Origin of the sequence: Pseudonocardia sp. KRD291 (assembly GCF_019263595.1) — a bacterium.
Lineage (GTDB): Bacteria > Actinomycetota > Actinomycetes > Mycobacteriales > Pseudonocardiaceae > Pseudonocardia.
Genome location: NZ_JADQDD010000043.1, coordinates 1 through 21,993, shown reverse-complemented (window position 1 = coordinate 21,993; position 21,993 = coordinate 1). Strand labels below are relative to the sequence as shown.

Sequence of the window (21,993 nt, the reverse complement as noted above, 5' to 3'; positions counted from 1 at the left end):
GCCGCGGTACCGAGATCCGAGGTGGGCAATGACGCTCGACGCACAGACACTCGACGCGCAGGCACAGACACTCCTGGCGGCCATGGAGGCCCAGGGGATGAAGGACTTCTCCGAGATGGAGGTCGCGGAGGCCCGGGAGGCCGCGCTGGCGTTCATCGGGCTGGAGGGCGAGCCGGAGGACGTCGCGAGCGTCTCCGACGCCACCGTCCCCGGCCCGGCCGGCGACATCCCGGTCCGGGTCTACCGCGCCCCGGGCGACGGCCCGCAGCCGGTGCTCGTCTACTTCCACGGCGGCGGCTGGGTGATCGGCGACATCGAGGTCGCCGACAAGCCGTGCCGGTCGCTGGTCAACACGCTCGGGGCGACGGTCGTCTCGGTCGGCTACCGCAAGGCCCCCGAGGACACGTTCCCGGCCGCCCCCGAGGACTGCTACGCCGCGACCGTCTGGGTCGCCGACAACGCCGCGACCCTGGGCATCGACCCCGCCCGCATCGCGGTGGCCGGCGACAGCGCGGGCGGCAACCTCGCCGCGGTCGTCGCCCAGCTGGCCGTGAAACGGGGCGGCCCCACGCTCGTCCACCAGCTGCTGATCTACCCGGCGGTCGACGCGGGCGGCGAGTACGCGTCCCGGGTCGAGAACGGCGAGGGCTACCTGCTCACCAAGAGCGCGATGGACTGGTTCTACGCCCACTACCTGCGCGGTCCCGCGGACATCGAGGACCCGATGGCCTCCCCGCTGCGGGCTGCGGACCTGTCCGGGCTGGCGCCGGCGACCGTCATCACCGGGGGTTTCGACCCGCTGCGCGACGAGGGCGCCGCCTACGCCAGGGCCCTCACCGCCGCCGGCGTCCCGGCCGACCACCAGCACAACCCCACGATGATCCACGGGTTCTGGTGGATGATGGGCGCGCTCGAGCACACCCGCAGCTCCTACGACCAGGCCGGCGCCAACGTCCGGTCGGCGTTCGGCATCTGAGCCCGTCCCGTCCCGGTGTGCGGCCCGGCCGCGCACCGGGACGGTTCCGCGGCGCGGACATCCCGTCGGTCCTGCGGGGCGTACCGGGCATCGCGGCGGGGAACCCCCCGGGATGAGCAGCGCGGAATCGCCCGACAGACGCCACGAGATGCCCGAGGACCCGACGCAGGACCCGGAGGAGGCCCTCGACACGGTCGAGGAGCGGGTGTTCGGCTCGACCGCGGACCAGGAACGCGACGACGACGCCGAGCACGGCGCCGACGACGGGGACGCCTCGACCTCGACCCCCGTCGCGGACGAGCCCCCGGCCTGAACACCGGAGAGAACCGGCCCTGATCACGTCGGGTATGCAGCCGTGCGTTCGAAGTCGGCATCGACGAGGTCGACCCGACGCCCGTCGGGGTCGACGAACGCGACCTCGAGCGGGACGCCGGTCGACCGGTGGCGGCGCGCCACGGTCGGGCCGCACTCGACCGGGAGGTGGGCGTCTCCCCACTGTTGCAGCGCCGCGACGGCGATCTTCAGCTCGGCGCCGGCCTCGGTGAGGTGGTAGCTGGACCGGGTCCGGCTGCCGGCCTCCCGGTACTGCTCGCGGCGCAGCACCTGCGCCGACACGAGCGAGTCCAACCGCTGGGTCAGCACGTCGCTGGCCACGCCGAGGTTGGCGCGCAGGTCGGAGAAGCGGGTCACCCCGCCGAACGCCTCACGCAGGATCAGGAACGTCCACGGGTCCCGCAGGACATCGGTCGTCCGGGCGATCGCGCATGTCTCGCCACCTCGAATCGCCTTCGCCATGCCTGCAGGCTACCTCTGAGTTGGCCGATCCGTTTCAGCCTGCTAGCTTGGAATTTCCAACTCAGAGGAGACCTGCCATGTCGCTCGATCTCAGTTCCAGCACCGTCCTGGTCACCGGCGCCAACCGCGGCTTCGGGCGACACCTGGCACAACAGCTCGTCGGGCGGGGCGCGACGGTGTATGCCGCGGCCCGGCGGGCGGAGTCGGTGGACCTCGACGGAGTGCGACCGATGACGCTCGACATCACCGACGCCGACTCGGTCGACCGCGCGGCCGCGCAGGCCCGCGACGTCACCGTGCTGATCAACAACGCCGGTATCGCCACCGGGGCCCCGCTGCTCACCGGCGAGCTCGCGGACGTGCGCCGCGACTTCGAGACCAATGTGTTCGGCACCCTCGGCGTCACCCGCGCGTTCGCGCCGGTGATCGAGTCCAACGGCGGCGGAGCCATCCTCAACGTGCTCAGCGTGCTGTCGTGGTTCACCCTTCCCTCCCTGGCCGCCTACAGCGCCGCGAAGTCGGCGGAATGGTCGATGACCAACGCGCTGCGGATCGAGCTCGCCTCCCGCAACATCCGCGTCAGTGGCCTGCACGTGGGCTACATGGACACCGACCTCGCCTCCGGGATCGACGACCCGAAGTCCGACCCCGCGGCGGTCGCGAAGCTCACGCTCGACCAGCTCGAGGCCGGCACGGCGGAGATCCTCGCCGACGACCTGAGCAGGCAGGTGCGGGCCGGACTGTCCGGTGGCGTCGCCGCGCTCTACCCGAACCTCGCCTGACCCCGACCGCGACGAACCAGTTGCTGCTGCCGCGACAGCCCGCGACAGCCCACGACAGTGGCGTATCGTCGACGCATCAGTCCGTGAGGCAGTTCCGCGCTACCATGAGGCCATGGCCTGGCCCGCGACGTCACGTTATGACACCGCCGTGGCCGATGGCGGCCTGTCGCTCGTGCAGGAGCTGATGAACACGATCCCCGCCGGACGCCCTCGACACGTCGATCTCCTCCAGGACGTCGAGACCGCCCAGGGTTGGCTGGACTCCGCGATGGCCTGCTGGGCCCACGCCACCGGCCGTGCGGCGCCCCCGGCCGGCCTCGACGAACGGGGGCTCGAGGAGCTGCAGGCGCTTCGCTCGGACCTGAGGGGCGTCGTCTTCACGGCCGACCGTGACACCGGATCGGCGGCGGGCACACCGGAGTTGCGCACCGCCTCGCTCGGGCTCGCGCTCGGCGCCGACGGAACGGTGAGCCTGCAGCCCCGTGGCCAGAGCTGGCGCGCCGTCGTGGGACAGGTCCTCATCGAGGTTCTCGAGGCCCAGCGGGCCGACACCTGGCGGCGTCTGAAGACCTGCCGCAACGATCGCTGCGCGGTGGCGTTCTACGACCGCTCCCGCAACAACAGCGGCGCATGGCACGACGTGCGGATCTGCGGCAACGCGGCCAACCTTCGTGCCTCCCGGGCCCGCCGGCGGGCCGCTGCGTCCGCGACGGCCGGGGCCGACGGTCGCTGAAGCCGCGGACGAGCCGCTCAGCGCTCGGTGCGTACCGATCCCGAAGGCGACCAGGCGTCGGTGTCGATGGGGCTGAACTCCGGGTCGTACTCGTCCAGGCGGCGCATCCGCCCACCGCGGGCGTCGAGCACACCCTCGTCGAGCGGCGTGGTGAAGACGTTCTCCACCAGCGTGTACTCAGCAGCCAGCCGCCCGACCGGGGCCAGGGCGGCGGTGTCCACGCGGCCGCGGTCGAGGTAGAGGTCGTCGCGCAGGTGCACCCGCTCGACGATCCCCCAGACCACGTGGTCGTCGAGGTCGCCGACCGGGATGATCCGTTCCAGGCGGCACTCGAAGTGGATGGGCGCGTCCCGCACGCGGGGCGCCGCCACCACCTCCGACGGCGCCTTCTCCAGGCCCACCGCGTCGAACTCGTCGACGTCGGAGGGGAACTCCTGGGCGGTCCGGTGCATCAGGTGGGCCTGGGGCAGCGACACGAGGTTGGTGACGAACTCACCGGTGTCCCGGATGTTGGTGAAGGTGTCCTTCAACTCGCCGGTGGAGCGCGGCTGCATCGTCAGCGACACCATCGGCGGCTTGCGACCGACGGCGGTGAAGAACGAGATCGGGGCCAGGTTGGCGACGCCGTCGACCGAGAGCGTGCTGACCCACCCGATCGCCCGGGGCACGATGCTGCCGATCAGCAGTTTGTAGGCGGCGGTGGCGTCGAGCTCGGACGTGTCGATGATCATCAGGAACCTCCGGGGAACACGGCGCGCGGATCCGTCGGGGTCATCTCAGCGACCTTCGAACGGCATCGGCGGACGGGGGCGGCCGGCGTGCAGGGCGTCGACGGCGGCCGGGATGGCCATGCGGGTGTCGGCGCTGGCGAACAGTGGCATCGCGACGTCGAAGATCGCCTCGTCGGCCGCCGAGACCCCGCCGACGGCCCACGTACGCAGCAGCGACTTGTGCGCGGCGTGCGCGAGCGTCGGTCCGGTGGCGAGCCGCGCGGCGAACGCCGCCGCCTCCTCGTCGAGGGCGTCGTCGTCGACCACCCGGTCCACGACGCCGAAACGCTCCATCTCTGCGGCCGGAACCTGCTCGGACGTCAATGCCCACCGCATGGCCCGGGAGCGTCCGGCCCGCTCGGCGATGCGGTAGATCCCGCCGAGCAGGGTCACGATCGCGATGGACTGCTCGGGGTGCCCGAAGCGGGCCGTGGCACCGGCGAAGATCAGGTCGGCGCGGACGGCCAGCTCCAGCCCGCCGCCGAAACAGAGTCCCCGGACCGCGGCGATGGTGGGGATCGGGAGCCGCTCGAAGCGGTTGAACGTCTGCAGGAAGTGCTCGAAGTGTCCGCGCATCTCCTGGCGCTCCCAGCCGGGCCAGGGCTCGATGTCCCCGCCGAAGCTGAAGTCCGGGCCCTCGGCGCGCAGCAGCACCGCGCGCGCCTGACCGGCCGCGATCTCGCCGAGGGCGGCGTCGAGCTCGTCGACCATGGTGGTGCCGATGCGGTTCTGTGGGGGGTTGTGCAGCACCAGCGTCGCGACATCGTTCTCGAACGTCACCGACAGGTGGGACATGGTCACTCCTTCCGATTCGGCAGATGCTCGGCGAACCACGCCCGGGCGGCTCCGCTCGCCGCGGCGAACTCGGCGACGTAGGGGTCGAAGTGGCCGCCGGGGATCAACGTCAGGCGCTTGGGTTCGAGGGCTCGTTCGTATGCGGCCAGCGCCGTGTCGGTCAGCGTCACGGTGTCGTGGGTCGCGACGACCATCAGCAGTGGCACGGGACTGACCCGCTCGACGAACACCCCGGGCTCGTAGGTGGTGGCGGCGTGGGTCGAGCGCACGGTGACCTCGTTGGCCCAGATGCCGGCCGGGAGGTCCTGCAGGTAGAACGCCACCGCGTCGGGGGCGCGGTAGGAGGCCGGGACCGCCGGATCGTCGGAGACGATCGCGCGCCGTGCCGGCGGGTGACCGGCCGCGCGGGCGCGCTCATCGTCGAGCAGCCCGGCGCGGAAGCCCGCGAGGTCCTCGGGCCGGACCCGGCGGCGGGTCTGCTCGGCGCCGCTGACGGTCGGAACCTGCGCGACCACTGCGCGCAGCCGCGGGTCGGTGGCGCCGAGGACGAGGGCGTGGCCTCCGGCGTAGCTGGTCCCCCACAGGCCCAGGCGCTCGCTGTCCACGTCCGGTAGCGACTCGAGATGGGACAGTGCCCGGCGCCAGTCGGCGATCTGGGTCCAGGGGTCGATGTCCTGGCGGGGCTCACCGCCGCTGTCGCCGAACCCGCGGTGGTCGTGCAGGAGGACGACGTGGCCGTCGGCCGCGAACGCCTCGGCGAAGGGTTCCAGCCCGTGCCGGCGGGTCCCGGCGTACCCGTGGGCCATGGAGATCGCCGAGTGCGGTCCCGGACCGTCGGGCAGGTAGAGCCACCCCCGCAGCACGGTGCCGTCGTCCGCCGTGAACTCGGTGTCCTGCCGATGGAACGCGGCGCTCGTCATGCTGCTCCTGTCCGATGGAACGTGTCGCGGTCGATGCGCCCCTCGAGGCGCTGCCCGAGCTCGTCGGAGAACGTCAGTGCGCCGTCGAGCGGGCGGTGATGGATGGCGATGTCGAGGGTGCGGCCCTGCGCATCGGCCACCAGCCGGGTGACCCCGCTGACCTCGGTGCCGTCGTGCAGGGTCGCGTTCCACTCCAGATAGGTCCGCTCGCCGTTGCGCGCCTGGTGGGTGAACACGAGAGAGGTGTAGATGTCGCTGGCCGTGGCCATCACCTGCGACACCGCGTCGGCGCCCCGGACCGGAGCGCGCAGCACCGAAGCCTGCAGCACCACGCCCGGGGCGAACGTGTCGGTGAACGCGGTGGGGCTTCGGCGTGCGAACGCGGTGGTCCAGCCGTGCTCGTCGACCCCGTCGGACGTGTTGCGCTGCTGTCCCGCCGCGGGGGCCTCGGTGGCTCCCGCAACCAGGTTGTCGATCAAGGACGCGACCAGCTCCGGGCGCTCGATGTGGGGCCAGTGCCCCGCACCCTCGACCTCTGTCGTGGTGACCCGGGCGAACCGCGGCACCACCTGGGACTCGAGCATCTCCGCGGTGACGAACGGGTCCCGGCTTCCCCGGAGGACCAGCACCGGCGCAGTGACCGTCGACCTCGCGGAGCCGGCCGGATCACCGTCGTTCCAGGCGTCGACGGTGTCGGAGACGGCGTCGACGGTCGTCGACCCGCCGGCGACGGTGAGACGTTCGAGCTCCTCGGCCGGGAACCCGACCGAGAGCTGCAGCCGCACGGCGCGCTGGGCTTCGCCGTCGCCGCCGAGCGCCTTGAACGGCGCGACCGCCTCCGCGGGCAGCCGGCTCCCCGCGAGCGGGACCGGCGCCACGAGCACCAGTCCCACCACCCGGTCCGGACGCCGCGTCGCCGCGAGCTCGGCCACCTGGGCACCCAGGCTCTGCCCGACCAGGATCACCGGCCCGGTGATCCCGTCGACGAGATCGACGACGTCGGAGGTGTGCCGGGCCAGCGTGTACGGCCCATCGACGTCCGGTCGACCGGCCATCCCCGCCAGTTCGGCCACCACGCTCGGCGTTCGCCAGGACCGGTGACTCAGCACGGGCCTCCACACCGCGGCGTCGTCGAGGAACCCGTGCACGAAGACCGTGGTCAAGGACGTGCTCTGCGGCATCGCCGAACCTCGTTCCGATCAGGGCCGGGCGATCGAGCCGGGCCGCCCTCCAGGAACTATCAACATAGTCGTAGTTCAGTTACCTATGTCAAGCGCGGTCGGCCCTTCGCCCGGCCTCCTGGTGATCTCCGGCGTCCATCGGTGGATTCCGTGGTTCCGGAGCGTCCTCGCGGCGCGCTCCGACTTCGACGTCCACAACGACCGGCGGTTGGCCGAGCGCAGGGGCGCCACACCGGCGAAGACGCTGGAGCGCTTCCGTGCGGTCGTCGACAGCACGGTCGCGGCCTCGGGCCACACGCCGGCGTGGCTGGGTGAGGTCGTCGTCCACGGCCAGGACATACGACGGCCGCTCACAGGCACGACCGAGTAGAGACGGTTGTCGCTGGGTGAGCCGTTCGGCCCCTGCACTCACGGTGTGTCGACAAGGACCTCGGGGTCCATGTTGCGCCAGGCGGCGATGAGGAACGAGCTCGCCATCGCACCGGCTCGTTCCGGACTGGTCGGTTCGACGACGACAGCCTGGTAGGTGCCGTGGACGGCTACGCCGATGATCATCGCGGCGATCATGTCGGCGGACGCCGAGGCGTGCGGGTGGTGAGCGTCGAGGGTTCGGCGGACCCGCCGCGCGACCTCCTCGCGGATCGCGTCGAGCAGCGACTGCCGGATGCGTGCCGCGGGGCCGGCGGCCTCGGGGCCGAACAGCAACGTGAAGCCGGCGGGGTTGGTGGCGGCATGGCGGAAGAAGGCGAGCATGTCGCCCTCGAGCTGCTCGGACACGCCCAGCACGTCGGCGGACTCGTACGCGGTGACCAGATGGGCGCGCATCCGTTCGGCCTCGCGGCGCAGGCACGCGGCATAGAGGTCGTCCTTGCTGCCGAACCGGTTGTAGTACGTGGCCTTGGTGGCCGTGGACCGCTGGGTGATCGCATTCATTCCCAGCCTCGACATGACGGTCACCTGGACCGGACTCCTCGGCGACAAGGCGCCCGACCCGCAGGCCATCGCCAGCGCCAGCCCCAGCGCGGACCTGTACTACAACTTCTTCCGCATCCTCATGCGCGGAGTCCGCGACCAGAACGTCCCCGACCCCGGGCCCTACACCCCCGATGCGGCGAGCCCGAACCTCGACCCCGCCAACTACCTCGATCCGAAGGTCCTCGGCAACGGCGTGGGGATCGGGCCGTACGCCCCACCCGGCTGCAACCTCGTGTTCTGCCCGCCCGCCGACCTCACCACGGGCCCTCGCCAGGAGATCCCGGACATCGTCGCGTCCGTGGGCGGCACGGCCGACCCCGACAACGACTAGTCCTCGACGCGGACGTCGTCGTCATCGCGACGCGCCGGACAGCGCGGGGGCCTGCGGCCCGCCCGTCTCCATCACCGGCCGTCGGCTCCGTATCCGGCGGGCCAGACCGAGAAGGACCGAGCGCAGTGCCTCGGCCCGACGGCTGGACGGGACGAACATCTGCTGCTTGAGCCGCGCGGAGCGCTGGTGCCCGGTGACGAACGGACGCAGCCCGGCCTCCCAGGCGTTCAGAGCGGCGGCGAGGTCGTCGGGGTGCTCCTGCAGGGCCACGCCCAGTGCGGCGCCGCCGCGCAGCGAGGACGTGGCACCCATACCCGAGTAGAGGTTCATGCACCACGCCGCGTCTCCCACCAGTACGACCCGCCCCGTGCTCCACCGCGGCATCCGCACCTGGTGCACCGAGTCGAACAGGTGGTCGGGGGCCTCGTCCAGCGAGTCCAGGACGTGCCGGACCACGGGATCGTCGATCCCGGAGAAGACCGAGCGCAGCCGCTCGACCCGCGACCCGCTGAACTGCTCCTGGATGTCCGTCGTCCGGTAGGTCAACAGCGCGGTCGGCGCGTGGTCGGCGAGCCCGAACACCCACACCGCCCGCTCGGCGCGCGCGATGATGATGCTGTCGCTCGCCCCGTAGGAGGGCACCTGCTCCTTCAGCTGGAAGGCGCAGATCATCGCGTTCCACGTCGTCAGGTAGTCCGCGTCCGGACCGAACACGATCCGGCGCACGCTCGAGCGCATCCCGTCCGCGCCGACGACCAGGTCGAAGCTCTCGGTGTACTGCGCACCGGTACCGGCGTCCTCGAGCAGGACCTGCACCTCGGCAGGGCCCTCGGTGATCGCGACCGGGGTGGTCGCGAACCGCACCTCGACGCCGGTGATGCTCTGCCACAGCGCGGCCTCGATGTCGCCGCGTAGCACCGCCGACGGCCCGCCGGGCTGGTCCAGGAATCCCAGAGCCGGCCTGCGCCCACCCCGACGATCCACCGACCACGAGTTCGCGCCCGCCGCCCGTTCCGGGTTGCGGGTGTGCAGCGCATCGGCGATCCCCAGGTCGACCGCGGCCTGCCGACCCTCCGGGAACAACCCGACGAAGTAGCCCCCGGTACGCCGCTCCGGCGCCCGTTCGACGATCACCGGCGTCCAACCGGCCCGGCGCAGCCCGATCGCCGCGGACATCCCCGCGATCCCGAGTCCCACCACCAGCGCTCGCTTCCGCATGGCCGTCACCGCGCCGTGCCGGACAGGGCCGACGATGCGGTGTGCTCCGCCGTCATCCGGCGGTGGACGACCCTGCGGACCAGATCGAGGACGACCGACCCCAGCACCTCGACCGGGCGGCTGGACGGAACGAACCTCTGTTGCTTGGCCCGTGCGGAACGCTGCTGGCTGGTGACGTAGGGACGCAGGCCGGCCTCCCAGGCCTCGAGAGCGGTGTCGAGGTCGTCGGGGTGCTCCTGCAGGGCCGCGCCCAGTGCGGCGCCACCGCGTAGCGAGGACGACGAGCCCATGGCCGAGTAGGTGTTCATGCACCAGGCCGCGTCCCCCACCAGCACGACCCGGCCCGCGCTCCACCGGGGCATCTTCACCTGGTGGATCGAGTCGAACACGTGGTCGGGGGCCTCCTCGAGGGAGGTCAGGACGTGGCGCACCACGGGGTCGTCGTCCATCCCGGAGAAGGCCGCGCGCACCTGCTCGATCGATGACCCGGCGAACCGGTCCGGGATGTCCTCGGTCCGGTAGGTCAGCCACGCGCAGGGCGCGTGGTCGGCGAGTCCGAACACCCACATCGCACGCCTCGGGCGCGCGACGATGATGCTGTCGCTCGGCTCGTAGGAGGGCACCTGCTCCGTCAGCTGGAACGCGCAGATCATCGCCTTCCAGTTCGCCATGTAGTCCTCGTCCGGGCCGAACACCATCCGGCGCACGCTCGAGCGCAACCCGTCCGCGCCGACCACGAGATCGAAGTCCTCGCGGCACTGCTTCCCGGTGCCGGCGTCCTCGAGCAGGACCTGTACCCCGCCGGCGCCCTCGGTGATCTCGACCGGAGTGGTCGCGAACCGCACCTCGACCGGTTCCTCAATCCCGCCGTCGACCACATCGCCGGTGATGCTCTGCCACAACGCGGCCTCGATGTCGCCGCGCAGCACCGCCGCCAGCCCGCTGGGCGTGTCCAGCAGTCCCAGAGCGGGCTTCCGCCTGCCCCGACGGTCCACCGACCACGAGTCCCCGCCCGGTCTCCATTCCGGGTTGCGGGTGTGCAGGTGGTCGGCGACCCCCAGATCGGCCGCGGCCCGCACACCCTCCGGGAACATGAAGATGAAGTAACCCCCCGTCCGACGCTCGGGTGCCCGTTCGACGATCACCGGCGTCCAACCCGCCTGCCGCAGCCCGATCGCGGCGGACATCCCGGCGATCCCGAGCCCCACCACCAGTGCTCTCTTCTGCATGGCTCTGCCCTCTCCGATCACGTTCTCCTGGATGGACGGCTCAGTCCGGCACGATGACGGCGCGGCTGCGGCCGGTGTGCGCCCACGCCTCACCGACCCGGCTCAGCGGAAACGCGCTGTAGGGCAGCTGCAGGGACCCGTCGGCGAAGCGGGCCATGACCTCCGGCGCCTCGGCGAGCATCTCCTCGGCGGACCGCGACCCGACACCGCTCCCGGTAATGCGGATCCGCCGGCTGCGCAGCAGGTCCGCGGGCAGCGACGCCTCCAGGCCCGCGAGCGAGCCGATCTGCACGTAGGCGGTGTCCGCCTCGGCGTCCTCGCCGCTGCGCCCCAGCACGGCGAAGGCGGCCTCGGCGACGGGCCCCCACAGGTAGTCCAGCACGAGGCCGGGCGACGTCTCGGACACCGCATCGGCCAGGGCCTTCTCCAGGCCGTCGGGTCCGTCGTGGGTCAGCGACACGGTCGTCGCTCCTGCGCCGCGCAGCCGCTCCAGCGCCTCCGGATCGCGCCCGGCGGCGATGACCCGCTCCGCCCCGAGCGCCAACGCCCCCTGCACGGCAAGGCTGCCCGACATCCCCGTGGCGCCCAGCACCAGCACGGTGCCCAACGCCCCCACCTCCTTGCGCCGCGACGTGAGGACCATCCAGCCCGACAGGCCGGGGTTCATGCCCGCGGCGATCGCGAGCGGATCCGCACCCGCCGGGACCTCCGCCTGGAAGGGAGCGACCAACCGCTCGGCCATCGTCCCGAAGGGCGGGCGCGCGTAGCCGGTGTAGACCAGGCGCCCGTCGCCGGTGCGAGCGACCGCGTCGATGCCCGGCACCAGCGGATACGTCATCTGCCCGCGGCCGTAGTGCTGCCCGGTGGCCAGCCCGCGAACGATGTTGTGCAGGCCGGCCCCGACGAGGTTCAGCGGCTCGTGACCGGGCGGGACCGTCGGTTCGGGGACGTCACCGCAGACGGGTGACGCATCGGGGGCGGTGACGACGGCAGCACGCATCAGGATCTCCTTAACTAAGTTCAATGCTGTAGCCAGCGTGCCTGAACACCGTTAAGTTGTCAATCATGACCAAGGGCATCACCCGGGAGCGGATCGTCACCGCGGCGCTCGAGCTCCTCGACGACCAGGGCATGGACGCCCTCACCGTCCGCGCGCTCGCCTCCCGGCTGGACGTCCGCGCCCCCGCCCTCTACTGGCACGTGCACAACAAGCAGGAGCTGCTCGACGAGATGGCCACCGAGGTCATGCGCCGGGTGAGCAGCGCCCTCGCCGCGGTCGCGCCGGGTGACGGTTGGCGCGACGACCTCGCCGCCTACGCCCGCGTCCTGCGCTCGGAGTACCTGCTCCACCGCGACGGGGCCCGCATCTTCAGCGGCACCCGGCTCACCGACCCCGATGTGGTCCGCATGAAGGAGCCGCTGTTCGAACGCTGGACCGCAGCCGGCTGGAAGCCCGCCGACGCCGACGACGCCGTCGACGTGGTCACCGCGTTCGTCGTCGGCTTCGTCATCGAGGAACAGGAGCGGCGCCAGTCCGCCGAGACCGATCCGGCGCGCTACTCGGTCACCGAGCGCGACGCCTGGCTCGGCGAGGGCGCATCACTGGTGAAGGAGGCCGGACACCTCCACGACGACGGCGACCAGCGGTTCGAAAGGCATCTCGGCATCGTTCTCGACGGTCTCGCCGCTCGACCGGACGCGTGAGCCGTCCGCGCCGACGCACCAGCACCATCGCTATCGCCGCCGCCGCCGCCGCCGCGACTGTTCAGGCCGGCAGTGCCGGGCCGAGCAGCAGCCCGCCGTCGATGACGAGCTCCGAACCGGTGATGAAGGCGGCGTCGGGAGAGGCGAGGAACAGGAGCGCGCGGCTGATCTCCTCCGGATCACCCATCCGCGGGAGGGCGAAGGGCTCGGGGTCGAAGACCTCGGCGATGGCCGGCACCCCCTCGGCGAGCGGCTCGGTGATCAACGGTGTGGCCACCACCCCCGGGGTCAGCGACACCACACGGATGCCGTCGCGCCCCAGCTCCAGCGCCGCGGTCCGGGTCAGTCCGCGCACGGCCCACTTCGTGGCGACGTAGGGTCCGAACGCGGCCGTGCCACCGTGGCCCATGGTCGAGGCGACGGTGACGATGACGCCGCCGCCGCCGCGGCGCATCGAGGGGGCGACCGCTCGGATGCCGAGCGCGGTGCCCGTGACGTTCACGGCGGTGACGGTGTCCCACACGCTGCGGTCGGCGTCCTCGAGCAGCGTCGGTGGATGCTGCATTCCGGCGTTGGCGACCAGGACCGAGATCGGCCCGAATCGCTGCTCGGCCGCGGTGATCGCCGCCGTCCATTGCTGCTCGTCGGTGACGTCCAGGCGGACCGCCAGCGCTCTGTCCCCGAGCTGCTCGGCCAGCGCGACCCCGGCCGCCTCGTCGCGCGCGGCGATCACCACGGCGGCACCCTCGCGGTGGAACGCCTGCACATGGCTGCGCCCCATCCCGCCGGTGGCGCCGGTCACGAGCACCGCCTGTCCGTCGAATCGTCCCATCGTCTCCTCCTCGCCACGTGGTGAGTCGATCCGCTCACCTCACAATCGAGTCGACCACGGTCGAAGAGGTGAGTCAAGCGGCTCGCCTCGTGGGTCGAGTTCCGGCATGATGGGTGGCGATGGACGGGAACGAGTCGGTGGCATCCGGTGCGACGCGGTATCACCGCGACCTGGCCTTGCGGAACCGGGAGGCGTTGCTGGGTGCTGCTCGTCGGCTCTTCCTCGATCTCGGCTACGACGGCACGTCGCTGGCGAAGGTCGCCGCTGAGGCCGGGGTCTCGCGCGCCACGTTGTTCAAGCAGTTCCCGACCAAGGCCGAGCTGTTCAGCGCGATGGTGACCACGTCGTGGGCCACCGAGGACGAGCAGACCCCTCCCGTGCCCGGCGATCCCCTGGCCGCCCTGTCGACGCTCGGCACCCGGTATGCGGACCTGTTGACCCGCCCCGGCATGGCCGACCTGTTCCGCATCGTCATCGCCGAGCTCCCGCGCTTTCCCGAACTCGGGCGTACGCACTTCGACCTGGGCAAGATGCCGTTCTTCGACTCGGTGCGCGACCACCTGCTCGCCGAGCAGCGCGCCGGCACCCTCCAGTTCGACGACGCCGACCTCGTGGCCACCCAGTTCCTCGGCATGATCGCCAACTACGTCCTGTGGCCCCGGATGCTGCTGCTCGACTGGGATCCGGACGCGGCGAGCACGGCCCGTGCGGTCGAGGAGGCCGCGCTGACCGTGCACGCACGACACTCGGTGCCTTCTCTCAAGGCCCGGGGCGGGCGACGGGACGGCGAAGGTTGATGATCGAGACGGCGAGCAGGAGCAGACGCTGCAGGTCGCTTCGGTGCGGTCGGGTCGGAGTTCCGCGTAGAACGCGTCGACGACGTCCGCGTCAAGCGCGCCGACCTGGACCGTTCCGATGAGCGGACGGATGTGCTTCTTCGGGTAATCGCCGTAGGTGGACAGCGCGTGCGCTCCGGCTGGGCCTCGAAGCGTCGGTCAGCATCTGAAATAGTGTCACGAACAGACTTCGCGATAGCGAAGAGCCAGACCATTCGCTAGCCAAGGTGATGTCCCCGGGTTCGCATGCGGTCGTTTCCGGCTTTGTCGCACTGTTCTGTGTTTCGAGAAGTATCCCGCGCGGGTTTCCTCCCGCACGGTTCGGACCTGGTGGTGATCTCCTCGCTCCTCGGGCTGGCAGGCGTCTCGGCGCGCCGCGAGGAGATCACCGGCCCACCGCACTCCCCTGATCTCCGAGTGGTGCCGGGTTCGGGCGGATCCCGGCCGCCGGAGGCATTCAGTCGATGTAGCCCGCAACGTTCGATCACGCTGCTGGACCATTCTGTTGTCCGACTCCGTGAGCACTGCCAGGGTGTCCGGATGGAGATCGTCGGAGTCGACCCGCGAGACCAGACCTGGAAGATCGACTCACCCCGATACCGCGTCTACTTCTTCGAGGGCACGGCATCCGAGGAGTACGAGATCCGCGGTGTCCAGGACATCCATGCCGTCATGGAGTGGGCCAACAGCGACGAGGTGGGGCGGCCCTACGTGCTGTATGTGTGTGTCGACCACGACGGCCTCGGGCTGCTTCGCCTGGCCGGGCACGACCCCAACGATGTCGACGAGGGCTCCCCTGCGGTCATGGGGGTGACGGACGAGCCTGCCTCTGAAGGATGGGCGCCCGCTGGCTGCGCCCGGGGCCGGGTAGCCGGACCCGGCGCCGCGAACGGGCCGGAGGTGTAGTGAGCGAGCGACGGGGCCGGCGTGGGTCGAGATCCGGTGGCGGCTGGTGCGTCGAACCGGCGTGAGCCTGCTCCGCATGCCGTCCACGAAGTCGGGTCGGAAGGGTGAGCGCCTCGTGCCGCTACCGAGCTGGGCCGTGACGGTGCTGAAGCGACGGCGCCTGGCGATCGGGCCCGGGCGTGGAGGCCGTGTTCCCGATCTCGCTCGGTGGCTGGCGGGACCCGTCGATCGTCCGTCGGGTGTGGCGGCAGGTCCGCGACGATGCCGAGATAGACGGCCTCGTGAGTCACATGCTCCGCAAGACCGTCGCGAGCTTCCTGGACGACTCGAACGTGGCTGTCCGGAAGATCAGTGACCAGCTCGGTCACTCCAAGATCAGCATGACGCAGGGCCGGTACCTGAGCCGCCGGCTGACCGATCGTCAGACCGCCGAGGTCCTGGAAGACATGTTCGGCGCGGATAAGTAAGCGGTCCCGGAGTAGTCCCGTGATCTTGACAGCGACCGTGGTGAGAATCCGTGACCTGGAGATTGAGTGGGCCCCCGGGGGATCGAACCCGGAACCCGCCGATCAAAAAGCCCTCGTCGACTCCCCGCCGCGCGAGGGCATCGGCGACCTCAAGCGCCATGACGTGCTGCTTGAGCAGGTCACGTTCGAGGAGCTCCGAGTTGGCCGCGATGACGGTCTGCCGCTCCTGCCGGGAACGGCGTGGGGCGAGGCCCTCCCAGTCGTGCTGCGCCAGCACCCGGACCACCACCCGGGGCGGATCCGCAACACCGGACGCCCGGAGGACCCCCTCCACCAGAGCAGCACGCAAGTCGTCCGCATCGGCGAACAGGATTCACGCTTGTCGGCAAAGTAGCGGAAGAACGTGCGGTTGGTGACCCGGGCCCGCTGCGCGATCTCGACGACGCTGGCGTTCTCGAACCCCTGCTCGCGGGGCAGCTGCAGGGCAGCCGCCGTCAGGCGTTCCTCGCTGCCCTGCTCCCACCTCGGCACGGGTCGACGATGAAGAGTAATGACACATCACGACATCAGCGCTACGGTGATGTCGCAGCACGACATCACGCCGGGCGCACCGCTCGCGGGTCTCGTGCCTTGTCGATCAACGATCAGGAGGTCACCGTGGACTACCTCGTGAAGGCGACGCCGACCGGAGAACTGTCAAAGCTGTCCGCCGAGGAACGCGACGAACTGATGGCGCGGGAGCGCGAGGTCGCGACGGCCCTCATCGGCTCGGGCACGATCACCTGGATGTGGCGGCTCCCCGACAGCGGCACCAGTCTGGGGATCTGGCACGCCGAGAGCGCCGAGGCGCTCGATGCGCATCTCCGGACGCTGCCGATCTTCCCCTACAACTCTATTGAGATCACCGCCCTGGCCGTCCACCCGGCGTTCCCGACCCCGCTGCGCGCCAATGCGGTGGCGGCGTGACGCGCCGGGGAGCGCAACGACCCTCGACGGCGTCCCGGGCCGCGGTCGCCTCGCTGCTCGGGGCCATCGGGATCGGCCCGTTGATCGCCGATTTCCTCTACCGACCCACGGCTGACCGGCACATCCACAACCCCCGGTGGCCGCCGCACGCGAAGTTCCACAACGCGCAGTACATCGCAATGTCCCCGCTCGTGTCCGCGGTGGGGCTGCGGGTCCTGTTCCAGCGCGACGGCGACGCCCACGCGCACCTCCGGCAGGCCGCCGCGCTGGCTTCTGTGGCCTGGCTGGGCATGTGGGGTGCGCTGCTGTTCCCCGGCACGGCGGCGGTGGACCCCGAGTTCGCGGCTACCGGGTCGAAGTTCCGCGGCCTCGACCCTCAGTTGTTCATGTCCCTGATCGCCCTCGGGGGCCTGGCCGGCACGGTGACCACCGAGGCCATCCGCGCCCACCAAACCCCCGCCGGCCGCTAGCCGTTCTGTCCGCATCCTGCTCACCGTCCAGGAGATGCTCGCCGACAACCCGGACCCCACCGACGCCGAGATCCGCGAGGACCTCTCCGGCAACGTCTGCCGCTGCACCGGGTACCAGTTCATCGTCGACGCGGTCCGCGACGCTCCCGCGATCATGCGGGGCGAGACCCCGCGGCAACGACATCGGACTAGGGATACGTCGCGGACCTGCTTGCGAGACCGCTCGCGCCGCGCGCATGACCAACCGCCCACTACGTCCCTGGGTTCGACGGCGACGCTCACGGCGCCGTGGTGGGCAAGGTCCAACGCCAGCACCGGCGTCGCGATCACGTCGCGATCACCAGACCTCGGGCAGCGGAGCCACCGCAAGGGCGAGGACACCAACTCAACGAAGAGGACCGTTGTACACAGTGCCTACGGATACCTCGTCTGACCGGTCCGCTGGTTCCCTTGCCGACCGACACAGAACGCCACCAGCAACCCATTTCATTGTAAGAGTCGAGCGTATCTGATCAAGAAGACAGTGTTATCGCAGGTCAAATGAGTGGGCCCCGTGGGAATCGAACCCACAACCCGCGGATTAAAAGTCCGCTGCTCTGCCGATTGAGCTAGAGGCCCCCGCGGCCGCTCATGCCGCCGCTCAAGCCTACGGGGGCCGGCCACACCACGCGGACCGAGCACCACCTCATCGTGGCTCTTGCGGTGACCGGAGCGTCGCGAGCGACGAGACTCGACGTCATGACCGTCCGTCGCCCGTCCGTCCACCGGATCGCCGTTCTCGTCCCTCTGGCGGCGGTGCTGCTCGGGGCCGGGGTGGCGGGCCCGGCCTCGGCCTCGGTCCCAACGGCCCCGGCGGCCCCGGCGGCCCCGGCGGCCCCGGCGCAGGACGGTCCGTACCGGAGCTACCAGGTCTCGTCGACGTTCTCCGCGGACGGACGGCCGGCGGTCACCTACGACCCGGCGCGGGTCCCGGTGGGCGCCGGGGTGTCGGTGGCGGCACAGTCCGGCGACAACGGAACGACCACGACGCTGCAGGTCCGCGGCCTACTGCCGAACACCGCCTACGGCGCGCACGCGCACGTCGGCGCGTGCGGGGCGACCGGGGAGGCCGCCGGACCGCACTTCCAGTTCCGGCCGGACCCGGTCCGGCCCAGCGTCGATCCGGCGTTCGCGAACCCGCAGAACGAGATCTGGCTCGATCTCACCACCGACGCCGAGGGCGCCGGACGGGCGCAGAGCACGGTGGCCTGGGTCTTCCCGGCGGATCGACGCGCCAAGTCGGTCGTGCTGCACGACATGGCCACCATGACCGCGCCCGGGAAGGCCGGGACCGCGGGCGGACGCTCGGCGTGCGTCGACGTGAAGTTCTGACCGGCCGCCCCACGCGCACCGGCACTCGGGCAGGGTGAGCAGGTGATCAGGAGACCGGGGTGAGCCCGGAGGCCCTCGTACTGGGCCTGCTGAGCGCGGTGCGGGCGACACCGCTCGCGATCGTCTACGCGCTGCTGCTCTCCCCGCACCCGCGGCGGCTGGTCGGCGCGTACACGATCGCCGGGCTGGCGGTGAGCCTCGTGCTGGGGCTCGCGGCCGTGGCGGTGTTCGACGGGTCGTCGCAGACCACCGAGCAGACGACCGGCCGGTACGCGATCGACCTGGTTCTCGGGATCGGCGCGCTCGTGTACGCGGTGGGCTACGGGACCGGCCGGTTCGGCGACCGGAAGCCTGCGGGCGAGAACAAGCGCCCGGTGCTCGACGGCCGGCTCGGCGCGATGCTGCGGACCCCGACGGCGTCGGCCGCGGCGTCCGCCGGCGGGGTCACGAACCTGCCGGGACTGTTCTACATCGCCGGGCTGGTCGCGATCCTGGAGACGAACCCGTCGCCGGTCAACGGCGTGTTCCAGGTCGTCGTCTACAACGCCCTGCGGCTCGCGATGCCGATCGCGGCGCTCGCGCTGGTGACCCTGCGTCCCCAGGGCACGCGCGACGTCGTCGAGGCGGTCCGGTCCTTCGGGATACGGAACAAGCGGGTCCTGGTGACCGGGGTGTTGCTGGTCGTGGGGCTCTACCTCGCGGTGAAGGGGCTGCTCGGGCTACTCGGATGAGTGACGGGGCGAGTCCAGGATGTCCGGATCGTGCACACTCTCCGATCATGATCCACCGCCGCGCCGCCGCGCTCCGATTCGTGATCCTCATCCCCGTCGTCGGCCTCGTGGTGGGCTGTGGAGGCTCCGAGCCCGCAGCGCAGACGTCGGAGAAGGAGGTCAGTGCCACGTTCACCGACGGCGGCGTCCAGGCGGTCACCTACGACCAGGCGAAGGTGCCGGCCGGGTCCGGAGCCACGGTCAGGACCGGCTCCGCCGACGGGAGGACGACCACGACGCTGACGGTCCGCGGCCTGCTGCCGAACACGACCTACGGCGCGCACGCGCACGTCAACCCCTGTGGGTCGGCGGGCGACGCCGCCGGGGCGCACTACCAGTTCGACCAGGACCCGGTGAAGCCCAGCGTGGACCCGGCGTTCGCGAACCCGCGGAACGAGATCTGGCTCGACCTCACCACCGACGCCCAGGGCAACGGCACCGCGACCAGCACCAACGACTGGGTGTTCCCGGCCGACCGGCGCGCGAAGTCGGTGATCGTGCACGACATGGCGACCATGACCGAGCCGGGCAAGGCCGGGACCGCGGGCAAGCGGCCGGCCTGCATGACCGTGGAGTTCTGACACCGCAGAGCTCAGGGCGGTCGCACGCGCGCGGCGCGCACGGGGGACAATCGGTCCCGTGACCGTGCAGGACATCGTCCGCGACCGGCGGACGGACACCGAACCCGCCACCCGCGACCGGGTGCTGCCGCCGTTGCGGATCGGCCCCTTCGAGGTCGGGACGCCGGTGGTGCTCGCGCCGATGGCGGGCATCACCAACCCCGGTTTCCGGCGGTTGTGCCGTGAGCAGGGCGCCGGGTTCTACGTCTGCGAGATGATCACTTCCCGCGGGCTGGTGGAGAAGAACCCGCTGACGCTGCGGATGATCGCGTTCGACGCCGACGAGCACCCGCGCTCGATGCAGCTCTACGGCGTCGACCCGGTCGCGATGCGCACCGCCGCGAGCATGGTCGCCGAGCGGGACCTCGCCGACCACATCGACCTCAACTTCGGCTGCCCGGTCCCGAAGGTCACCCGCCGCGGCGGCGGGGCGGCGCTGCCGTTCAAGCGCAGGCTGTTCGAACGGATCGTGCGCGCAGCCGTCGAGGGCGCGGCGGGCCGCCCTGTCACGGTGAAGATGCGGATCGGGATCGACGACGACCACCTCACCTACCTCGACGCCGGCCGGGTCGCCGTCGACGCCGGTGCCTCCGCGGTCGCGCTGCACGCGCGCACCGCCGCCCAGCGCTACTCCGGCACCGCGGACTGGTCGGCGATCGCCCGGCTGCGCGAGCACGTGCCGTCACACGTCCCGGTACTCGGCAACGGCGACATCTTCAGCGCGCAGGACGCGCTGGACATGGTCGCCCGCACCGGCTGTGACGGCGTCGTGGTCGGCCGCGGGTGCCTGGGACGGCCGTGGCTGTTCGGGGACCTGGAGGCCGCGTTCGCCGGACGCCCGCTGCCCGAACCGCCGAACCTCGGCCAGGTCGCGGCGACGCTGCGCCGCCACGCCGTGCTGCTCTGCGAGCACATGGGCGACCACAAGGGCATCCGCGACGTGCGCAAGCACATCGCCTGGTACCTCAAGGGCTTCCCGGTCGGCCCGGAGCTGCGGCGCAGCCTGGGCATGGTCGCGAGCATCGGCGAGCTCGACGACCTGCTCGGCACCCTCGACCCGGACGAGCCGTTCCCGGCCGACGCGGACGGCCCGCGCGGGCGCCAGGGATCACCCGGCCGGGTGGTCCTGCCCGAGCACTGGCTCGACGACTCGGAGGACGACACGGTTCCCTTCTCCGCCGAGGTGGAGAACTCGGGCGGCTGAGCCGGGGGACACGCGTTCGGGTGCCCTGCACCGCAATTGCCTCAAGAACCCCACCCGCCACGCCGACATCAGCAGCAACGGTAGGAGGTGGGCGATGACGGACACGGCATGGACGGTGCGCGGGCTGGTGCGCGCCGCGCGTCGCGCTCCCGGCCGGGCGCCGGAGCGGACCCGTTCCGCACCGCACCCCGAGCCGGCCCTCCCCGCGACCGACGACCCGGCCGTCGCGTCCGGCTCGCCCGCGTCCCGGGCCGCGCTGCACACCGCGGCCGCCGAGCGGCTGGCCGAGAGCGGCCGGTGGGAGCCCGCCTACCGGCACCTGCGCGAGGCCGTCCGGCTGCTGCACGGCCAGCACGTCGCGCCGCGCAGCCCGCAGGAGGAGATGGAGCGCCTGCGCCGCGCGCACGCCGAGGCGCACGAGCAGAGCCGACGCGACAGCCTGACCGCCAGCTACAACCGCCGCTACCTCGACGAGCGCCTCGCCGCGCTGCTCGGTGACTCCTCGACCGGCACCGGCCTGTGTGTGGCGCTCGCCGACATCGACCACTTCAAGCAGGTCAACGACACCCACGGGCACCAGTTCGGCGACCGGGTGCTGCAGCGGATGGTGGTCGAGCTCGGCCGCGGGCTGCCCGAGGGCGCGTTCTGCGCCCGCTACGGCGGCGAGGAGTTCGCACTGGTCCTGCCCGGCGAGGACCTCGACGGCGGGATCGCGATCAGCGAGGCGGCGCGGGAACGGATCGCCGGGCACGACTGGTCGTCGATGCATCCGGACCTGCGGCTCACGATCAGCATCGGGGTCACCCACGCCCCGGTGGCCACGGCCGAGGTGGATCCGCTGATCGGCGACGCTGACCTGCTGCTCTACACGGCCAAACAGGCCGGCCGCAACGCCGTCGCGTTCCGCCGCGGGGCCGGGGACCGGGTCGAGCTCGCCGGGCCTGCCGCCGGCCGCCGTTCGATCCCGCAGCCCGCCGACGCCGGTACCGGCACGGCGGCATCGTCCGAGGCTCCGTAAACTTCCCGCCCAGGGCAGCGATCGCCGGAGCGGTCGCACCCCAGCCGTGCGGGCTCCCCCGGTATGCCGCACGCAGAGCGCGCACGCAGCGGTCGCGCAGGAGGAGGCATCGGTGCAGGACGGC

Annotated in this window: 29 protein-coding genes, 1 tRNA gene and 1 pseudogene; 19 read left to right on the top strand and 12 right to left on the bottom strand. The window is 71.5% G+C overall.

Translation table 11 applies throughout. The annotated features are described in order from the left end of the window. Nucleotides 1-28 precede the first annotated feature (28 nt). Nucleotides 29-976, top strand: coding sequence for an alpha/beta hydrolase (locus I4I78_RS09010; protein WP_218610781.1), 948 nt, complete (start codon nucleotides 29-31; stop codon nucleotides 974-976). A 112-nt stretch (nucleotides 977-1,088) separates the two neighbouring features. Beyond that, nucleotides 1,089-1,289, top strand: a complete 201-nt coding sequence (locus tag I4I78_RS09005) for a hypothetical protein (protein ID WP_218610780.1) — start codon at nucleotides 1,089-1,091, stop codon at nucleotides 1,287-1,289. A gap of 23 nt (nucleotides 1,290-1,312) precedes the next feature. Here I4I78_RS09005 and I4I78_RS09000 read toward each other — a convergent pair whose 3' ends face one another. After that, nucleotides 1,313-1,771: a helix-turn-helix domain-containing protein gene (locus tag I4I78_RS09000; protein WP_218610779.1), complete on the bottom strand. Its 459-nt coding sequence runs from the start codon at nucleotides 1,769-1,771 to the stop codon at nucleotides 1,313-1,315. 77 nt (nucleotides 1,772-1,848) lie between these two features. On the opposite strand from I4I78_RS09000, the gene I4I78_RS08995 reads away from it, so the two are divergent. Both I4I78_RS08995 and I4I78_RS08990 read left to right on the top strand, forming a co-directional pair. Then, nucleotides 1,849-2,553: an SDR family oxidoreductase gene (locus tag I4I78_RS08995; RefSeq protein ID WP_218610778.1), complete on the top strand. Its 705-nt coding sequence runs from the start codon at nucleotides 1,849-1,851 to the stop codon at nucleotides 2,551-2,553. A gap of 112 nt (nucleotides 2,554-2,665) precedes the next feature. Further along, entirely contained in the window at nucleotides 2,666-3,286 is a 621-nt protein-coding gene (locus I4I78_RS08990) for a CGNR zinc finger domain-containing protein (protein ID WP_218610777.1), read from the top strand. A 17-nt stretch (nucleotides 3,287-3,303) separates the two neighbouring features. Here the strand turns inward: I4I78_RS08990 and I4I78_RS08985 are convergent, their stop codons facing one another. Genes I4I78_RS08985 through I4I78_RS08970 form a run of 4 tightly spaced genes read right to left on the bottom strand, consistent with a single transcriptional unit; the run spans nucleotide 3,304 to nucleotide 6,952 of the window. Then, nucleotides 3,304-4,017 (bottom strand): flavin reductase family protein, encoded by a 714-nt coding sequence (locus I4I78_RS08985; protein WP_218610776.1) that lies wholly within the window; start codon nucleotides 4,015-4,017, stop codon nucleotides 3,304-3,306. A gap of 45 nt (nucleotides 4,018-4,062) precedes the next feature. Continuing rightward, the gene (locus I4I78_RS08980) at nucleotides 4,063-4,851 is read right to left on the bottom strand and encodes an enoyl-CoA hydratase/isomerase family protein (protein WP_218610775.1); all 789 of its coding nucleotides are present in this window, start codon (nucleotides 4,849-4,851) and stop codon (nucleotides 4,063-4,065) included. A 2-nt stretch (nucleotides 4,852-4,853) separates the two neighbouring features. After that, entirely contained in the window at nucleotides 4,854-5,771 is a 918-nt protein-coding gene (locus I4I78_RS08975; protein WP_218610774.1) for an alpha/beta hydrolase, read from the bottom strand. Then, a complete protein-coding gene (locus tag I4I78_RS08970) occupies nucleotides 5,768-6,952 on the bottom strand; it encodes an alpha/beta fold hydrolase (RefSeq protein ID WP_218610773.1) in 1,185 nt (394 codons plus the stop codon). The genes I4I78_RS08975 and I4I78_RS08970 overlap by 4 nt, the downstream gene beginning before the upstream one ends. On the opposite strand from I4I78_RS08970, the gene I4I78_RS08965 reads away from it, so the two are divergent. Then, a complete protein-coding gene (locus tag I4I78_RS08965; RefSeq protein WP_218610772.1) occupies nucleotides 6,927-7,322 on the top strand; it encodes a hypothetical protein in 396 nt (131 codons plus the stop codon). The genes I4I78_RS08970 and I4I78_RS08965 overlap by 26 nt on opposite strands. A 38-nt stretch (nucleotides 7,323-7,360) precedes the next feature. On the opposite strand, the gene I4I78_RS08960 is transcribed toward I4I78_RS08965, so the two are convergent. Continuing rightward, nucleotides 7,361-7,900 carry a TetR/AcrR family transcriptional regulator gene (locus I4I78_RS08960; protein WP_226379374.1) on the bottom strand — a complete coding sequence of 180 codons (540 nt, stop codon included), beginning with the start codon at nucleotides 7,898-7,900 and terminating at the stop codon, nucleotides 7,361-7,363. On the opposite strand from I4I78_RS08960, the gene I4I78_RS08955 reads away from it, so the two are divergent. Beyond that, on the top strand, nucleotides 7,899-8,258 hold the full coding sequence (locus I4I78_RS08955; RefSeq protein ID WP_218610770.1) for a hypothetical protein: 360 nt from the start codon (nucleotides 7,899-7,901) through the stop codon (nucleotides 8,256-8,258). The genes I4I78_RS08960 and I4I78_RS08955 overlap by 2 nt on opposite strands. A gap of 21 nt (nucleotides 8,259-8,279) precedes the next feature. On the opposite strand, the gene I4I78_RS08950 is transcribed toward I4I78_RS08955, so the two are convergent. Genes I4I78_RS08950 through I4I78_RS08940 form a run of 3 tightly spaced genes read right to left on the bottom strand, consistent with a single transcriptional unit; the run spans nucleotide 8,280 to nucleotide 11,705 of the window. Further along, complete coding sequence (locus I4I78_RS08950) at nucleotides 8,280-9,476, bottom strand: FAD-dependent monooxygenase (RefSeq protein WP_218610769.1); 1,197 nt, start codon at nucleotides 9,474-9,476, stop codon at nucleotides 8,280-8,282. 5 nt (nucleotides 9,477-9,481) lie between these two features. Then, nucleotides 9,482-10,705, bottom strand: coding sequence for an FAD-dependent monooxygenase (locus I4I78_RS08945; protein ID WP_218610768.1), 1,224 nt, complete (start codon nucleotides 10,703-10,705; stop codon nucleotides 9,482-9,484). Between the two features lie 40 nt (nucleotides 10,706-10,745). Further along, complete coding sequence (locus I4I78_RS08940; RefSeq protein WP_218610767.1) at nucleotides 10,746-11,705, bottom strand: zinc-binding alcohol dehydrogenase family protein; 960 nt, start codon at nucleotides 11,703-11,705, stop codon at nucleotides 10,746-10,748. A 65-nt stretch (nucleotides 11,706-11,770) separates the two neighbouring features. On the opposite strand from I4I78_RS08940, the gene I4I78_RS08935 reads away from it, so the two are divergent. Further along, nucleotides 11,771-12,409: a TetR/AcrR family transcriptional regulator C-terminal domain-containing protein gene (locus I4I78_RS08935; RefSeq protein WP_226379373.1), complete on the top strand. Its 639-nt coding sequence runs from the start codon at nucleotides 11,771-11,773 to the stop codon at nucleotides 12,407-12,409. A 61-nt stretch (nucleotides 12,410-12,470) separates the two neighbouring features. Here I4I78_RS08935 and I4I78_RS08930 read toward each other — a convergent pair whose 3' ends face one another. Continuing rightward, nucleotides 12,471-13,241, bottom strand: coding sequence for an SDR family NAD(P)-dependent oxidoreductase (locus I4I78_RS08930; RefSeq protein ID WP_218610765.1), 771 nt, complete (start codon nucleotides 13,239-13,241; stop codon nucleotides 12,471-12,473). Between the two features lie 119 nt (nucleotides 13,242-13,360). On the opposite strand from I4I78_RS08930, the gene I4I78_RS08925 reads away from it, so the two are divergent. The 4 genes from I4I78_RS08925 (at nucleotide 13,361) to I4I78_RS32695 (ending at nucleotide 15,844) form a co-directional block, all read left to right on the top strand. Continuing rightward, nucleotides 13,361-14,038 carry a TetR/AcrR family transcriptional regulator gene (locus I4I78_RS08925; RefSeq protein WP_218610764.1) on the top strand — a complete coding sequence of 226 codons (678 nt, stop codon included), beginning with the start codon at nucleotides 13,361-13,363 and terminating at the stop codon, nucleotides 14,036-14,038. A 579-nt stretch (nucleotides 14,039-14,617) separates the two neighbouring features. Next, the gene (locus tag I4I78_RS08920) at nucleotides 14,618-14,983 is read left to right on the top strand and encodes a hypothetical protein (protein ID WP_218610763.1); all 366 of its coding nucleotides are present in this window, start codon (nucleotides 14,618-14,620) and stop codon (nucleotides 14,981-14,983) included. A gap of 179 nt (nucleotides 14,984-15,162) precedes the next feature. After that, complete coding sequence (locus I4I78_RS08915; protein WP_218610762.1) at nucleotides 15,163-15,450, top strand: tyrosine-type recombinase/integrase; 288 nt, start codon at nucleotides 15,163-15,165, stop codon at nucleotides 15,448-15,450. 19 nt (nucleotides 15,451-15,469) lie between these two features. Beyond that, nucleotides 15,470-15,844, top strand: coding sequence for a hypothetical protein (locus I4I78_RS32695; protein ID WP_226379377.1), 375 nt, complete (start codon nucleotides 15,470-15,472; stop codon nucleotides 15,842-15,844). A 35-nt stretch (nucleotides 15,845-15,879) separates the two neighbouring features. Here I4I78_RS32695 and I4I78_RS34210 read toward each other — a convergent pair. Further along, a pseudogene (locus I4I78_RS34210) lies at nucleotides 15,880-15,981 on the bottom strand (TetR family transcriptional regulator); the annotation flags it as partial. A 126-nt stretch (nucleotides 15,982-16,107) separates the two neighbouring features. Between I4I78_RS34210 and I4I78_RS08905 the strand changes: the two are divergent. From I4I78_RS08905 to I4I78_RS34205, 3 genes are read left to right on the top strand one after another with little or no spacing between them, the layout of a single operon-like run. After that, nucleotides 16,108-16,416: a muconolactone Delta-isomerase gene (locus I4I78_RS08905; RefSeq protein ID WP_218610760.1), complete on the top strand. Its 309-nt coding sequence runs from the start codon at nucleotides 16,108-16,110 to the stop codon at nucleotides 16,414-16,416. Beyond that, entirely contained in the window at nucleotides 16,413-16,886 is a 474-nt protein-coding gene (locus I4I78_RS08900; RefSeq protein WP_218610759.1) for a DUF6640 family protein, read from the top strand. Before I4I78_RS08905 ends, I4I78_RS08900 begins: the two co-directional genes overlap by 4 nt. A 13-nt stretch (nucleotides 16,887-16,899) precedes the next feature. Continuing rightward, nucleotides 16,900-17,319, top strand: a complete 420-nt coding sequence (locus tag I4I78_RS34205; RefSeq protein ID WP_374225855.1) for a 2Fe-2S iron-sulfur cluster-binding protein — start codon at nucleotides 16,900-16,902, stop codon at nucleotides 17,317-17,319. Nucleotides 17,320-17,431: 112 nt separating this feature from the next. Here I4I78_RS34205 and I4I78_RS08890 read toward each other — a convergent pair. Continuing rightward, nucleotides 17,432-17,504: transfer RNA gene (locus I4I78_RS08890), tRNA-Lys, on the bottom strand. Between the two features lie 120 nt (nucleotides 17,505-17,624). Here I4I78_RS08890 and I4I78_RS08885 point away from each other — a divergent pair. The 5 genes from I4I78_RS08885 (at nucleotide 17,625) to I4I78_RS08865 (ending at nucleotide 21,869) form a co-directional block, all read left to right on the top strand. After that, entirely contained in the window at nucleotides 17,625-18,257 is a 633-nt protein-coding gene (locus I4I78_RS08885) for a superoxide dismutase family protein (RefSeq protein WP_218610757.1), read from the top strand. Nucleotides 18,258-18,316: 59 nt separating this feature from the next. Further along, nucleotides 18,317-18,988, top strand: coding sequence for a GAP family protein (locus I4I78_RS08880; protein WP_218610756.1), 672 nt, complete (start codon nucleotides 18,317-18,319; stop codon nucleotides 18,986-18,988). Between the two features lie 47 nt (nucleotides 18,989-19,035). Then, nucleotides 19,036-19,608, top strand: coding sequence for a superoxide dismutase family protein (locus tag I4I78_RS08875; protein ID WP_218610755.1), 573 nt, complete (start codon nucleotides 19,036-19,038; stop codon nucleotides 19,606-19,608). A 181-nt stretch (nucleotides 19,609-19,789) separates the two neighbouring features. Next, nucleotides 19,790-20,851, top strand: a complete 1,062-nt coding sequence (dusB, locus tag I4I78_RS08870; RefSeq protein ID WP_374225854.1) for a tRNA dihydrouridine synthase DusB — start codon at nucleotides 19,790-19,792, stop codon at nucleotides 20,849-20,851. A 94-nt stretch (nucleotides 20,852-20,945) separates the two neighbouring features. Next, nucleotides 20,946-21,869, top strand: coding sequence for a GGDEF domain-containing protein (locus tag I4I78_RS08865; protein WP_218610754.1), 924 nt, complete (start codon nucleotides 20,946-20,948; stop codon nucleotides 21,867-21,869). Nucleotides 21,870-21,993: the final 124 nt, after the last annotated feature.

Bases quoted from the DNA above. Each gene is read 5' to 3' on its own strand.
- I4I78_RS09010 (WP_218610781.1), top strand. From the start codon at position 29: ATGACGCTCGACGCACAGACACTCGACGCGCAGGCACAGACACTCCTG.
- I4I78_RS09005 (WP_218610780.1), top strand. From the start codon at position 1,089: ATGAGCAGCGCGGAATCGCCCGACAGACGCCACGAGATGCCCGAGGAC.
- I4I78_RS09000 (WP_218610779.1), bottom strand. From the start codon at position 1,771: ATGGCGAAGGCGATTCGAGGTGGCGAGACATGCGCGATCGCCCGGACG.
- I4I78_RS08995 (WP_218610778.1), top strand. From the start codon at position 1,849: ATGTCGCTCGATCTCAGTTCCAGCACCGTCCTGGTCACCGGCGCCAAC.
- I4I78_RS08990 (WP_218610777.1), top strand. From the start codon at position 2,666: ATGGCCTGGCCCGCGACGTCACGTTATGACACCGCCGTGGCCGATGGC.
- I4I78_RS08985 (WP_218610776.1), bottom strand. From the start codon at position 4,017: ATGATCATCGACACGTCCGAGCTCGACGCCACCGCCGCCTACAAACTG.
- I4I78_RS08980 (WP_218610775.1), bottom strand. From the start codon at position 4,851: ATGTCCCACCTGTCGGTGACGTTCGAGAACGATGTCGCGACGCTGGTG.
- I4I78_RS08975 (WP_218610774.1), bottom strand. From the start codon at position 5,771: ATGACGAGCGCCGCGTTCCATCGGCAGGACACCGAGTTCACGGCGGAC.
- I4I78_RS08970 (WP_218610773.1), bottom strand. From the start codon at position 6,952: ATGCCGCAGAGCACGTCCTTGACCACGGTCTTCGTGCACGGGTTCCTC.
- I4I78_RS08955 (WP_218610770.1), top strand. From the start codon at position 7,899: ATGACGGTCACCTGGACCGGACTCCTCGGCGACAAGGCGCCCGACCCG.
- I4I78_RS08960 (WP_226379374.1), bottom strand. From the start codon at position 7,900: ATGTCGAGGCTGGGAATGAATGCGATCACCCAGCGGTCCACGGCCACC.
- I4I78_RS08950 (WP_218610769.1), bottom strand. From the start codon at position 9,476: ATGCGGAAGCGAGCGCTGGTGGTGGGACTCGGGATCGCGGGGATGTCC.
- I4I78_RS08945 (WP_218610768.1), bottom strand. From the start codon at position 10,705: ATGCAGAAGAGAGCACTGGTGGTGGGGCTCGGGATCGCCGGGATGTCC.
- I4I78_RS08940 (WP_218610767.1), bottom strand. From the start codon at position 11,705: ATGCGTGCTGCCGTCGTCACCGCCCCCGATGCGTCACCCGTCTGCGGT.
- I4I78_RS08935 (WP_226379373.1), top strand. From the start codon at position 11,771: ATGACCAAGGGCATCACCCGGGAGCGGATCGTCACCGCGGCGCTCGAG.
- I4I78_RS08930 (WP_218610765.1), bottom strand. From the start codon at position 13,241: ATGGGACGATTCGACGGACAGGCGGTGCTCGTGACCGGCGCCACCGGC.
- I4I78_RS08925 (WP_218610764.1), top strand. From the start codon at position 13,361: ATGGACGGGAACGAGTCGGTGGCATCCGGTGCGACGCGGTATCACCGC.
- I4I78_RS08920 (WP_218610763.1), top strand. From the start codon at position 14,618: ATGGAGATCGTCGGAGTCGACCCGCGAGACCAGACCTGGAAGATCGAC.
- I4I78_RS08885 (WP_218610757.1), top strand. From the start codon at position 17,625: ATGACCGTCCGTCGCCCGTCCGTCCACCGGATCGCCGTTCTCGTCCCT.
- I4I78_RS08875 (WP_218610755.1), top strand. From the start codon at position 19,036: ATGATCCACCGCCGCGCCGCCGCGCTCCGATTCGTGATCCTCATCCCC.
- dusB (WP_374225854.1), top strand. From the start codon at position 19,790: ATGGCGGGCATCACCAACCCCGGTTTCCGGCGGTTGTGCCGTGAGCAG.
- I4I78_RS08865 (WP_218610754.1), top strand. From the start codon at position 20,946: ATGACGGACACGGCATGGACGGTGCGCGGGCTGGTGCGCGCCGCGCGT.